13 protein-coding genes are annotated in these 12,483 nt (G+C 63.9%); 5 read left to right on the forward strand and 8 right to left on the reverse strand.

Annotated elements, in window-relative coordinates:
• Positions 1–178: 178 nt before the first annotated feature.
• From ACZYHG_RS16645 to ACZYHG_RS16660, 4 genes are all read right to left on the reverse strand, one after another.
• Positions 179–1,006: an ABC transporter permease gene (locus tag ACZYHG_RS16645; RefSeq protein WP_464609465.1), complete on the reverse strand. Its 828-nt coding sequence runs from the start codon at positions 1,004–1,006 to the stop codon at positions 179–181.
• A 2-nt stretch (positions 1,007–1,008) separates the two neighbouring features.
• Positions 1,009–2,289 (reverse strand): ABC transporter permease, encoded by a 1,281-nt coding sequence (locus tag ACZYHG_RS16650; protein ID WP_464609466.1) that lies wholly within the window; start codon positions 2,287–2,289, stop codon positions 1,009–1,011.
• A gap of 8 nt (positions 2,290–2,297) precedes the next feature.
• Positions 2,298–3,347, reverse strand: coding sequence for an ABC transporter substrate-binding protein (locus tag ACZYHG_RS16655; protein WP_464609467.1), 1,050 nt, complete (start codon positions 3,345–3,347; stop codon positions 2,298–2,300).
• A 67-nt stretch (positions 3,348–3,414) separates the two neighbouring features.
• Positions 3,415–4,533, reverse strand: coding sequence for an ABC transporter ATP-binding protein (locus tag ACZYHG_RS16660; protein WP_464609468.1), 1,119 nt, complete (start codon positions 4,531–4,533; stop codon positions 3,415–3,417).
• Positions 4,534–4,821: 288 nt separating this feature from the next.
• On the opposite strand from ACZYHG_RS16660, the gene ACZYHG_RS16665 reads away from it, so the two are divergent.
• Both ACZYHG_RS16665 and ACZYHG_RS16670 read left to right on the forward strand, forming a co-directional pair.
• Positions 4,822–6,210 carry an aminotransferase-like domain-containing protein gene (locus tag ACZYHG_RS16665; RefSeq protein ID WP_464609469.1) on the forward strand — a complete coding sequence of 463 codons (1,389 nt, stop codon included), beginning with the start codon at positions 4,822–4,824 and terminating at the stop codon, positions 6,208–6,210.
• A gap of 17 nt (positions 6,211–6,227) precedes the next feature.
• A complete protein-coding gene (locus tag ACZYHG_RS16670; protein WP_464609470.1) occupies positions 6,228–7,472 on the forward strand; it encodes an NAD(P)/FAD-dependent oxidoreductase in 1,245 nt (414 codons plus the stop codon).
• Between the two features lie 56 nt (positions 7,473–7,528).
• On the opposite strand, the gene ACZYHG_RS16675 is transcribed toward ACZYHG_RS16670, so the two are convergent.
• On the reverse strand, positions 7,529–8,194 hold the full coding sequence (locus tag ACZYHG_RS16675; protein ID WP_464609471.1) for a GntR family transcriptional regulator: 666 nt from the start codon (positions 8,192–8,194) through the stop codon (positions 7,529–7,531).
• A 185-nt stretch (positions 8,195–8,379) separates the two neighbouring features.
• Here ACZYHG_RS16675 and ACZYHG_RS16680 point away from each other — a divergent pair, with 185 nt between their 5' ends.
• Complete coding sequence (locus ACZYHG_RS16680; protein WP_464609472.1) at positions 8,380–8,889, forward strand: DUF2867 domain-containing protein; 510 nt, start codon at positions 8,380–8,382, stop codon at positions 8,887–8,889.
• Between the two features lie 133 nt (positions 8,890–9,022).
• Positions 9,023–9,448 carry a lipocalin-like domain-containing protein gene (locus tag ACZYHG_RS16685; RefSeq protein ID WP_464609473.1) on the forward strand — a complete coding sequence of 142 codons (426 nt, stop codon included), beginning with the start codon at positions 9,023–9,025 and terminating at the stop codon, positions 9,446–9,448.
• Positions 9,449–9,454: 6 nt separating this feature from the next.
• Here the strand turns inward: ACZYHG_RS16685 and ACZYHG_RS16690 are convergent, their stop codons facing one another.
• The gene (locus tag ACZYHG_RS16690) at positions 9,455–10,210 is read right to left on the reverse strand and encodes an XRE family transcriptional regulator (RefSeq protein WP_464609474.1); all 756 of its coding nucleotides are present in this window, start codon (positions 10,208–10,210) and stop codon (positions 9,455–9,457) included.
• A 330-nt stretch (positions 10,211–10,540) separates the two neighbouring features.
• Here ACZYHG_RS16690 and ACZYHG_RS16695 point away from each other — a divergent pair, with 330 nt between their 5' ends.
• Positions 10,541–10,978 (forward strand): hypothetical protein, encoded by a 438-nt coding sequence (locus tag ACZYHG_RS16695; RefSeq protein ID WP_464609475.1) that lies wholly within the window; start codon positions 10,541–10,543, stop codon positions 10,976–10,978.
• Positions 10,979–11,054: 76 nt separating this feature from the next.
• On the opposite strand, the gene ACZYHG_RS16700 is transcribed toward ACZYHG_RS16695, so the two are convergent.
• Both ACZYHG_RS16700 and ACZYHG_RS16705 read right to left on the reverse strand, forming a co-directional pair.
• Positions 11,055–11,729, reverse strand: coding sequence for a Crp/Fnr family transcriptional regulator (locus ACZYHG_RS16700; RefSeq protein WP_464609476.1), 675 nt, complete (start codon positions 11,727–11,729; stop codon positions 11,055–11,057).
• A 455-nt stretch (positions 11,730–12,184) separates the two neighbouring features.
• Complete coding sequence (locus ACZYHG_RS16705) at positions 12,185–12,376, reverse strand: hypothetical protein (RefSeq protein ID WP_464609477.1); 192 nt, start codon at positions 12,374–12,376, stop codon at positions 12,185–12,187.
• Positions 12,377–12,483: the final 107 nt, after the last annotated feature.

Genomic DNA, 12,483 nt, shown 5'->3' on the forward strand with positions numbered 1-12,483 from the left:
AACAGACCAAAACTTCCCGACTCCAGGATCGTTCCGTGCCGGCCGTCTCAAAAAAGGCCCCACCGGCAGGCCGGCGGGGCCTAGATCGGAGGTCTGCAATCGCCTCTAGAGGCGATGTCGCAGCAACGACAGCGGCGTGCGAAAAGTTTCACTGGGCGCCGCCGATGGCGTCGAAGCCTCAGCCGCTTGCTGCCCGGCGGCCCTGGCCGCGCCGTGCGAGAAGGTTCGCCACCACCAAAAGCACGATCGACAGCGCCATCATCAGCGTCGCGGCGGCGGTGATGGCGGGCGAGAGCTTTTCACGCAGCCCAATGAACATTTCGAGCGGCATGGTGCGCTGGCCGGCACTGGCCAGGAACTGCACCACCACCACCTCGTCGAAGGAGGTGACGAAGGCGAAGGCCGCGCCCGAAAGCACGCCGGGCAGGATCAGCGGCAACATCACACGGAAGAACGCGGTCAGCGGTCTTGCGCCTGAAATGGCGGCGGCGCGCATCAGGTTGCGGTCGAAGCCGGTGAGGCTGGCACCGACGGTGACGACGACGAAGGGGCTGGCGAGTGCGGTATGCGCCAGGATGATGCCGGCATAGGTGCCGGCGAGGCCAATGCGGGCGTAGAACAGGTATGAGCCAACGGCGGTGATGACGACAGGCACGATCAGCGGCGACAGCAAAAGCGGCATGACGATGCGGCGGCCGGGGAACTTCTCGTTGGAGAGCGCGATTGCCGCCAGCGTGCCGAGCGTGGTGGCGATCAGCGTGGTGCCGAAGGCGACGATCAGGCTGTTGCCGATCGCCGACTGCCAGCGCTGCGTGCCCAGCACCACCTCATACCAGCGCGTCGACAGGCCTTCGAGCGGGAAGATGAAGAAGGCGCCGCTGTTGAAGGAGAGCGGCACCGGGATCAGGATCGGCACCAGCAGGAACAGGATGACCAGCCCGCACCACAGCCAGAGCAGCGCGACGCGGATGCGTTCACCAGATGTCGGGTAGGGCGAGAGCAGCATGGCTACACCATCTTCAGGCGGTCGAGGCCGAGGATCCGGGCGAAGATGCCGAACAGCGCCAGGGTGAAGACGAGCAGGATGAAGCTGAGCGCCGCCGCCATCTCCCAGTTCAGTTCGACATTGACGTAATTGGCGATGAAATTGCTGATCAGTTGGTCGCTGGCGCCGCCGATCAGGGCAGGCGTGATGTAGTAGCCGAGGCACAGGATGAAGGTGAGCAGGCAGCCGGCCATGACGCCGGGGAAAACCTGCGGGAGATAGACACGCCGGAAGGCGGTGAAGGGTTTCGCGCCGAGCGAATAGGCGGCCTTTATCTGCGAGGGCGCGATGGTGCGCATGACGGAGTAGATCGGCAGCAGCGTGAACGGCAGCTGGATATGCGTCATGGCGATGATCAGGCCGATGCGGCTGTACATCAGGTCGAGCCGCTCGTCGGCGATGCCGAGCCACAGCAAGAGATCGTTGACCAGGCCGAACTTCTGCAGGAGCACCGTCCAGGCGGCGGTGCGCACCAGGATCGAGGTCCAGAACGGCAACAGCACCGCCACGATCAGGATTGCCGCGAGCCCCTTGGGCACGCTCGAGATGAGATAGGCGAGGGGGAAGCCGAGCAGCAAGGTGGCGAGCGTCACGGCGGCGGCAACGAAGAAGGTGCGCGCGAACACTTGCAGGAAAATCGCCTGTTCGGGCGGCACGCGCTCGATGCCGCCATCGGCGTTCCATCTGAGGTCTAGCGCGCTGAGGAGATAGAACGAGGTGATCGCGTGGGTGCCGTTGGCGACGGTGGGCCAGGTGCCGGGCGACGACCAGAAGGGTACGGATTTCATGATGTCGAGCGGCGGCTTGCCGCCGGCGCCTTCGAGCTGGCGCACGGTCTTCAGCACCTGGCTGCGGGCGCCGGGCAGGCGGGCGTTGAGCGCCTTGGCCAGTTCGTAGGCGGTGCCCTTGGCCTGGCTGTCGCTGAGGTCCGCGGCCAGCGCAGTGAAGGCGGCATCGCCCGGCAGGCCCTGGCCGTTCCAGCCGGCGAGCGCCTGGCTGGTGCGCGGCAAGGCGTCGGCGATGGTCGGGTCGTAGACGGCGCGCGAGAGAAGCAGCACGATCGGGATGCCGAAGCTCAAGGCCAGAAGCAGGAGCAGGGGTGCGGCCAGCGCCAGCGTGCGCAGCCGATCGCCGAATTCGGCGCGGCGCAGCGCCGCCGACGCGGTTCCGGGATCCGCGCCGGCGGCCGACCGGCCGCGGGCCAGCGCGGGCCGGTCGAGTTCGCTGGGCTGCAAGGCCGACATGCCAGGTCCTACTGCGCCAGCCAGGCGTTGAAGCGCTTGACCAGATCCTCGCCATAGTCGCCCCAGAACTCGGTGTCGGCGACGAGGTAGGCGCCGGCCAGATGGTCTGGCGCGTTGGGCAGTTTCGGCAAGGCATCGGCCGCCACGAAAGACGCCGCATCGGTGCGCACCGGCCCGTAGGTAATGTAGCTGGCGAGCTTGGCGTTGTTTTCCGGCTTCGAGATATAGGCAAGGTATTTGTAGGCGAGCTCCGGGTTCTTGGCGCCCTTCGGGATGGCGATCATGTCATATTCGAGGATCTGGTTATTCCAGACGATCTTGAACGGCTTCTTGTCGGTGTCGATGGCGTTCTGGATGCGGCCGTTCCAGGCGGTGGTCATCACCACTTCTTGCGAGGCGAGCAATTGCGCCGGCTGCGCGCCCGCATCCCACCAGACGATGTCCTTCTTGATGGTGTCGAGCTTCTTGAAGGCACGGTCGACGCCTTCCGGCGTCGCCAGCACCTTGTAGACATCGGCTGGCGCGACGCCATCGGCCATCAGCGCCCATTCCAAATTCTGCGCCGGGAATTTGCGCATGGCGCGCTTGCCCGGGAATTTCTTGGTGTCGAAGAGGTCGAGCACCGAGGTCGGCGCTTCCTTCAGCACGGTCGGATCATAGGCGAGGATGTCGCCGTAAGCATCGAGACCGACACCGCAATCGAGCGCCGAGCCTTCGATGAATTTGTCGCGCGGGCCGATTTTGGAATAGTCGAGGCGCTCGAGAATGCCGGCGTCGCAGCCCTGCAGCACGGTCGCGGTTTCGACCGTCACCAGGTCGATCGGCACATTGCCGGTGTCGACCATGGCTTTGACCTTGCCGAGATCGCCGAGATATTCCTGCTCGAGGATCTTGGCGCCGGTCTCCTTGCTGAACGGCTCGAACCAGGCCTTGCGCTGGGCATCCTGCCAGGCCCCGCCGCTGGCCATGATCGACAGTTCGTCGGCGAAGGCGTGGCTGATGGTGAAGAGTGCGGTGGCCGCAGCGAAGGCGAGCATACGGGTCTTGGCGATTTTCATTTTTCTTCCCCTGTTTTTGAGATGGATCTGTTTTGGTTCAGGATGGGCCTGTCTTGGCGGCGCCCGCCTAGGCATCGGCGGGAAAGGCGCGGCAGTCACCCGGCGCGCAGGACACCGTGACGGCCTCGCCATTGGCCATGCTTGCCTCGGGGCCGACCTTGACGGTCAGCCCCTGGTCGTTGGCGAGCCTGGCCAGCAGCCGCAGATGGTCGCCGAGATAGATGCGGCCGTCGACCGTGGCGGTCAGGGCGTTGCCGCCTGGGGCGGTTGGCGCCAGGCTCAGCCTTTCCGGGCGGATGGCGACGTGGCAGGCCGCGCCTTGCGTCACCCCGACGGCAAGTGCGGTGAGCTCGCCGCCGCCAGTCAGCCTGACACGGCATTCCTGGCCTGAGACGCGCTCGACGACGCCTTCCAGCGTGTTGTTCTCGCCGATGAAGCTCGCCACGAAGGAGCTTTGCGGGGAATTATAGAGATCGTCGGGCGAGCCGAGCTGGGCAATGGCGCCATTGTTGAAGACGGCGACACGGTCCGACATGGTCAGCGCCTCGCTCTGGTCATGGGTGACGTAGACGATGGTGACACCGAGCATGGTGTGGATCTGCTTGATCTCGAGCTGCATGTGCTCGCGCAATTTCTTGTCCAGCGCGCCCAGCGGCTCGTCCATCAGCACCAGGCTCGGCTCGAACACCAGCGCGCGGGCCAGCGCCACGCGCTGCTGCTGGCCGCCGGAAAGCTGCGCCGGCTTGCGGTCGCCGAATTGCTTCAGCCGCACCATGTCGAGCGCTCGGGCCACGCGGCCGGCAATGTCGGCCTTGCTCACCTGGCGCACGGAGAGCGGGAAGGCGACGTTCTCCTCGACGCTCATATGCGGGAACAGCGCGTAGTTCTGGAATACCATGCCGATGTTGCGCTGGTAGGGCGGCAAGCGGTCGACCGGCTTGCCTTCCAGGGTGATGGTGCCGCTGGTCGGCCGTTCGAAGCCGGCCAGCATGTTGAGCGTCGTCGTCTTGCCCGAGCCCGAAGGCCCGAGCAGGGTCAGGAATTCGCCGCGCGCGACGCCGAGGTTCAGCCGCGTCACCGCGAAGGCGCGGCCGTCATAGGATTTCTCGACATCGACGAAATCGACAAAAGCCGGGCCGGGCGACGCGGCTGGCGGTGATGGCTGAACGGCCTGACGGGCGCTCATCGGGCACGATCCCGAAATGCACTGGCTGAAGCACTATGCGGCTTGTGATGCATGGTTCCGTCCCATTGGAAGCCCGCATATCGGCGGGTCACCCAAACTTGTATGCTCACACAATCTATCTGAAATCGAGCATAGATGCATACAACTTTGACCGTCAAGCCGGTATTTTCAGTGATTGTGTGATATTTTCGGCTGACAAGGCCGAATTGATGCCACACAAGCGCTATTGTCCGGCGAATTGTCTTATGCTAAGCCCACGACGAAGCCGAACCCCCGAATCCATCCAGCATGCTCAGCGATCTCCGCCTTACCGAGGATGAAAGTCCGGTCTATCGCCGTCTCGCCGACGCGATCGCCGAGCGCATTGCTGCCGGCACGCTGGCGGTCGGCGACCGGCTGCCGCCGCAGCGCGACATTGCGCGCGCGCTTGGCATCAACGTCACCACGGTGACGCGGGCGCTGGCGACGCTGCAGCGGCGCGGCCTGCTGGAGGCGCGGCCGGGGCGGGGCACCACAGTGGCCGCCCGGCAGGCCGGCGAACGGCCCGGCTTTGTCTCGGCGCCGAGCGACGAGAGCGGCATCATCGACCTCTCGGTCAACCGGCCCGCTACCTCGGCCTATCTCGACGTGCTGGCGGCGTTGCTGCCGCGCCTGCCCAGGGATCCGCACTATGCCTCGCTGCAGGACTATCATCCGCCGGAAGGGCCGCTCTGGGCGCGCGTGGCCGTCGCCGACTGGCTGAAGACGGTTGCCGGCGATGGGGACCCCGGCCGGGTGGTGCTGGCGGCGGGCGCCCAGCATGGGCTCGACTGCTTGCTTGGCGCGGTGACCCGGCAAGGTGAGGTGGTGCTGGCCGACGAGGTGACCTATCAGGGCATCAATGCGCTTTGCCGCGTGCATGGGCTCGATCTCAGGGGCGTTGCCATGGATCGCGACGGCATGCGGCCGGACGCTTTCGACGCCGCCTGCGCGCAGTTGCGCCCACGCGCGGTATTCCTGGTGCCGACGCTGCACAACCCGACCACCATTACGCTTGGCGAAGCGCGCCGCCACGAGCTTGCCGCCGTGGCACGCCGCCACAATGTCATGATCATCGAGGACGACGTCTACCGGCCGCTGGCCGACGAGGCCTTGCCCTCCTTCGCCAGCCTGGAGCCGGAGCTGACGGTGCATATCGGTGCGCTGTCGAAATGCCTGGCGCCGGGCTTGCGGCTCGGCTTCGTCATCGCGCCGCGCGCCATTGCCGGCCAGGTCGCCGCGGCGCTGCGCATCAATTGCTGGAGCATCAGCCCGCTGACGGCGCTGATCGGAGCGCGGATGATCGAGGATGGGGCGGCAGCGCGCATCATCGAGGTGCAGAAGCAGGAACTGCGCCAGCGCCAGGCGATCCTGAGCGAAATCCTCGGCCGCTACGATGTCCAGAGCCAGCCAAGCGCGACCCATGCATGGCTGCGCCTGCCCGAGCCGTGGCGTGGCGCCGGCTTTGCCCGCACCTGTCTGGAACGCGGCGTCGCCCTGTTGCCGGGCGATGCCTTCGCCGTCGGCCGCGAACCGGTCCAGCATGGCGTGCGGATCAATGTGGGTGCCGCGCGTTCGCAGGACGATCTGCGCAGCGCGCTGACCACCATGGCGGAGTTGTTGTCGGCCGGGCATCTGCAACTGCCGGGTTTTGTCTGAGGCCAGGGAACCGCACAGTGACAGGGAAAACCGTCGAGATCGCCATTATTGGCGCTGGCGTGGTCGGGCTGGCAACGGCGCTGCGCCTGGCCAGCGACGGCCGCGAAGTCCTGCTCATCGATCCCAACGAGCCGGGCTCCGGCGCCTCGTCTGGCAATGCCGGCACGCTGGCTGAATATGCCTGCCTGCCGGTCGGCAACCCCGCGGTGCTGCGCGCGCTGCCAAAATTGCTTCTCGACGCCGACAGTCCCTTTTCGCTGCGCTGGACAGCGCTGCTGCACCTGGCGCCGTGGCTCACGAGCTTCGTCAGGCAATCGCTGCCGGCCGCCACCCATGCCAATGCGGTCGCGATGGCCGGCCTGCTGGCCGATTCCCTGCCGGCCTGGGAGGAGATGGCTGTCGAGGCCGATGCCGGGGATTTGCTGCGCCGCAATGGCTGCCTCTATCTCTATCGTCGCCCGAACGATTTTGCCCGCGGCGCGGCAAGCCGCGCGTTGCGCGCCGAATTCGGCGTCGACCAGGCGGTGCTGAACCCCGGTGAAGTGGCCGCACTGGAACCAAACTTGCCGGCGGTGCAGGGCGGCGGGCTGTTTTTCCCGCAATCGATGAACCTGACCGATCCCCAGACCATGATGGCGCGGCTGCTCAAGGCGGCGACGGAGCGGGGTGCCGCCTTGCTGCGCGGCGAGGTGACCGGGCTGCGGGCCGATGCCGGTGGTGTCGAACTCAGCGGCCCGGGCCTCAGCCTGCGCGCCGGCAAGGTGGTGATCGCCGCCGGCGCCTTCTCGCGGCCGCTGGCGGCACAGGCCGGCGACCGCATCCCGCTCGAAACCGAGCGCGGCTATCATCTGGAATTTCCGGCCGAAATGCCTTTGCTGACGCGTCCGGTGTGCCCGGTCGATCTCGGCTTCTACATGACGCCGATGGCCGGCCGGCTGCGCGTTGCCGGCACGGTCGAACTCGGCCGGCTGGCCGCGCCGCCCAATCCACGCCGGCTGGCGCTGCTCGATCGCGGTGTGCGCCAGTTCTTCCCGGCGCTCGGCCAGCCCTCGTCAAAATGGCTCGGGTTTCGCCCGTCGCTGCCGGATTCGCGGCCGGTCATTGGCCCGTCGCCCGGCAATCCGAACATTGTCTACGCCTTCGGCCATGGCCATCTCGGACTGACGCTCTCGGCCGTCACCGCGCGGCTGGTCGGTGACCTCATCGCCGACCGGCGGCCCAACAGCGAAAGACTTGCGCCTTTTGCGGCCGGGCGGTTTTAGCTGCTTCTTGGCAATCTCTACCGTTGGCGCTGCCTCTCACTGTCGGCCATGATCACCTAACCCGCCGGCGCTGCTTCGATCTCCTGGAGATAAAACACCTTGCTCGGCTGCAGATGGTCAACGCAGAGCTGCGCCAGCACCCAATTGTCGCGGCGTTTCAGCGCCTCGATCATCATTGAGTGGTGTTGGCGCGAGACGTCGAGCTTCTCCCGGTCGGCCAGCGAATTGGCGCGCACCGGCAGGCTGAGGCGCATGTAGTGTTCGATCGAGGACACCAGATAGGCGTTGCCGCAGGCCGAGAACATGGTCAGGTGGAAGCGGTCATTGGCCTCGTGGATGCCTCTGAGATAGCCCTTGTCGACATGGCCGCTGTAGATGCCGTGGATCTCGATCAATTCCGCGATCAGCGCGTCGCTGACCGGCAGGGAGATCATCAGTGCCGCCTGGCGCTGCAGCATTTCGCGCACCTCGTAGATCTGCCGCACCTCCTCGGGAGAGAGCCGGCGCACCATGGCGCCCTTGTTGCGCTCGCGCGTGACGATGCCGAGTTTTTCCAGCTGGTAGAGCGCCTGGCGGATGGTGTGGCGCGAGACCGGGAAGCGGGCGAGCAGCACATCCTCGACCAGGCGCGTGCCGGGTGCCAGCCGGCCGAAGATGATGTCCTCCTCCAGCGCGTGCACGGTGTCGGCTTCCTTGCCGCCATAGTCGAAGCTGTTGAGCATCGCGAACCCTTGTTATTTCCCGAGCAACCCTCGTTGTCCGCCGGGACAACAAGAGTTGCCCCGCAAACAGCACTCTAAAGCGGTTCATCGCTTCACGGAAACGCCGAACCGCTCTATTTCCTTGTCTGACGCAATTCCGGTTGGGAAACGCTATGCGCTTTCCCTGGGATACGGTACCTAATCGCATGACCAAAGCGCGCGCCGTGCCTATGCCTAGCAACAGCGAGCTTGCGCCGCTCTACGCCGGCGCGGACCTTTTGGACGCCTTTGCAATTCGACTGCCGGCGGGCGCCAGCGATGATCTGGAGGTGCTGGCACGCGCCGCGTTCGAGCGACAGGCGGGGTGGATTCGCGCGCTCACTCATATCCGCGATGTGGTGATGGCGGCAGTCGCCGTCAAATCGTCGCGCGCCATCGGTCTTGCCGCAGCGGCGCGTGGGCCGGTTATCGGCTACTTCCCGGTGCTGTCAAAGAGCGCGACGGAGTTGGTAGTGGGCGAGGACGACCGGCATCTCGACTTCCGCGCTACCATCCAACTTCGCGCCGATGCGGCCAATGGGCGCGAGCTGGTCGTGGGTACCGTGGTGCATTGCCATAACCGGCTGGGGCGTATTTATCTCGCGACGATAGCACCGTTTCATCGCGCGATTGTGCGGGCGAGTTTGGAACAGGCGGCAAGAGCAATGGAGATTTAACCTTGCCTTGATGGTCGCGGCTGGCTGTAGCCGGTCCGTGGCGCATCCCCGCGAATTCGATGGTATTTTGCATCCGCATGGCAACATGCCCTACCGTCGACGGGTGGGTACATCTGGGCAAACAGGAGCGAATATGTCTGAGCGCGACACCAAGCTCCACGGTTGCTGGCGGCTGGTTTCCTTCGATACCGAGCTTCAGGAATCAAAGGAGCGCAGTCAACCTTGGGGCGCCGACCCCAATGGGTACCTCATTTTCGGCTCCGATGGGCGAATGATGGTGCTGGTTACCGCGGAGACGCGGGAGCCGGGGAATACAGATGAGAAACTGCTGGGACTTTTCCGTACCGTGATGGCCTATACCGGGCGGTATCGGATAGATGGCGACAGGTTCATCGTCAGGATCGACGCATCCTGGAATGAAGCCTGGAACGGCAGCGAGCAGGAACGGTTCTACAAGCTTGATGGAGACATGCTCGACGTCTTTACGGCCTGGATGCCGAATCCGTTGGTGTCGGGAAACCCAATAGGAAGAGGTATTCTCAGCTTCAGACGCGAGTGATTTTCCCTATGCCGAGTTTGTAACCCCCTCGCGGATTAGACTGACCACAAGCTGATCCAGGCCGGGGTCATTGAAGCTTACGATATGGGCCATTTCCATCGCCCGTCTCTTGCCGATCCGGGTGACTTCCTGGCGCATGATCGCCGTGACAAAGGACGGGCCTGATCCGGTCAGGACCATGGCCTTGCCGACCAGCACGGGCTCGGAAATGGAAGCCCATTGCAGGACCAGGATCGATGGCTCGCTGGTCTGGCGGCTGTTGACGCCATTGAAGTAGATCCAGTTCAGGCGCGAGACCACCACGCCGTAATGGTTGCCGGGCGCTCGGGCTCCGCCCTGGCCGTCGCCCGGGGCCCACCGCGTCACCCGCCGAAAGGTGACCAGCTCCGCCTCGCGCCGCACGAAGGTGACCGAGCGCATCAGAAATTCGGGACGGCCGGGCACCGTAAAATAGGTGAAATAGGTACCGCCGGCGATGGCTGGGCTGGGCGGTCGCACCATGTTCTCGTACAGCTTCTGGCGCAGCGATGCGTATTCGTCAGCCTGGCCCTCGACCTCTGGTTTGCGATAGAGTTCGTTCTCGTCGATCTTGAAGTATTCGCAGATGAGTGTCGCCGTGGCCTTGTTGGGAACAGCCTGGCCCTGCAGATAGCGTTCGAACTGGGTACGGTTTATGCCAAGCGCCCGGCACACCGCGCTCACCGACGCGTGCCCCCGGATCAGCTGTCTCAGATTGACAGCGAGATTCTGCCGAATTGGCACGACATCGTTCCCTCGATTGACGTACGAACCAGATATTTTAGCAGTAGCTTATATCACATTGCCGTACCAATAACATATGCCGCAGCTGCTTCCGAATGCGACCTTTGACCTATTGAACGGTTCGAAATGTACCAATTGTACGTATTCGTACAGTTTTTCTATGCAAGCGCCATAAATGGGCGTACTGCATCGCCAAGAGCGACCTTTATCGGCCACTCGACATCGTGTGATGGGGGGCGGTTTGGATATTGCCGACCTGGTCGACTGCACGCATGACCGATTGAGCAAGATTTGTAACGCGGTCGCCTTGGCGCGTGCGGAATTGCTGCCTTGAGCCTTTTTGCCAGACTTCGCGCTGGCAGCCAGTCGGCCGCCTTGATCCCTTATAAATATGTCAAATTGCGCTCAGGTCTTCCCGACGACCTCGACAGCTTTCAGAACGCCCGGGATGTCGTCGCGGAAAATCCAGGCTGCCGTCTGATCCAGGGCTGGCTGTTGTCCCGGGACGTCATTCTCGAAAAGCACGTCATCGTCGAGAACACAGCGACGGGGGAGCGTTTTGACGTCACGCCGCTCGAGCGCCGCGTGCCCTTCTTCGAACATCCCGGCACATCCGACGAGTTCGACGGACTTTGGCATCAGATCAGCATGCCTGCCTATGCGCCGCCGCTGCGGCTTGTCGTGCAGCAGGCTGGCGACGAGATAGCAAGCCACCGGGGCAGTGTGGCTTCGGACGCCGGGCCGTCCGGTGAGAACGCCGACGCTTGATCTTCTTAGCGAGCGCCGGGCATGACCCTGCCGATCAGCGTGGCATGTGCCGAGCAGCCTGGCATGATCGTGCCGATCAGCCTGATATGATCGTTCCGATCAATCTGGCATATTCGGCCTCGGCCTGGCCGTAACCGCCATTGGCGAGTTCCAGCAATCCGGCGCGGTCGCGAATGACGATCTCGCCACGGCGCGAGCGGATCAGCGCGCGGCCTTCCAGCAGCTGCAGCGCGACCGTGACGCCTGGCCGCCGCACGCCAAGCATGATGGACAGGAATTCGTGCGTGATGGCGAGGCTTTCGCCGGGCACCCGGTCGTCGCACATCAGCAGCCAGCGTGCCAGCCGCTCTTCGAGCTTCAGCCTGGCGTTAACAAAGGCGGTGCAGCCGGTCTGCGTCTGAAGCGTGTTGACGAAGCGCAGCAGAAACAGGCGCAAGCTCGGGCTTGCCGCAAGGGCTGCGTTGAACGGGGCGGCATCGATGCGGATGGCTTGCCCTTCGAGCTGCACGTAGCAGGCGTGTGCCGAACGGTCGTCGCCCATCACCAGGGGAGCGCCCGTCATGCCTTCGAAGCCGACGAAGCCGACCTCCGCCTCGTGGCCGCTCGGCGTGCTGGCGACGATCGAACCGATGCCCCGTTCGATGAAGTAGACGGCTTCGATCGGGACATTGGGGATGACCAGCATCATGCGCAACGGCAAGTCACAGCGCCGCATATGCGGCTCCAGCAAAGCGAGGTCATCCGCGCTCATGTGTAGCAACAGCTGGTTTCGATAGTTTTGGTTTCTGTCGGATTCAGACTTTTTGGCGGATTCAGACTTTTTGCCGGATTCAAACATGGCGCGGCCCAATGCAGGGCAAGAGCCATCCGATCTCCCAGCCGTCCGCGCCCGTATCAACGTGCCGACGATCGCTTATGTATAGGGGCTTTGAAAGGAAAAACCTAGGAATGCGGTCTGGAATTCGATGCACGGCGTCCCCCAATTCCGTTCGCATACGAAAAGATCGACCTGAAGGTTAGTGTCGGAAGCGTACCAATTCACAATTGGTACAAAACCGACATATTTCATGTCAGCGCCATGTTTCGGCGACCCCAGAAAATTCCGCCGGCTAATCATGAAGCAACATGGGCTCGGCTGGCCCTGCAAACTGTCCAGGACCATGCCGGATGATGCGCGTCATTGTGCAATTGGAATTGCTCGCGGGCCTATCTCTTTGACAAAATGGCTCGTTCAAGGACGGCAATCCGCCTATCCGTCTCCACCAGTGCGACCTGCATCAGCGTATCGATCTCGATCGTCGCCTCGAGATGACGCGCATCGATGACCGCTTTTCGCGCGAGGCGCAGATGTTCCCTGACAACGCGCAAGGTCTCGGCAACGCTGGGTTGGTCCGACACGGCTAGCCCTCCTTTTGGGCTACAACCCTGAGTCGGGGGTAACGTTCCACCGCGAATTGACTCGCTATTACTGTACGAAAGCGTACAGTTTCCAGGTCGTCCGCCTT

The organism is Mesorhizobium subarcticum, from assembly GCF_055456085.1.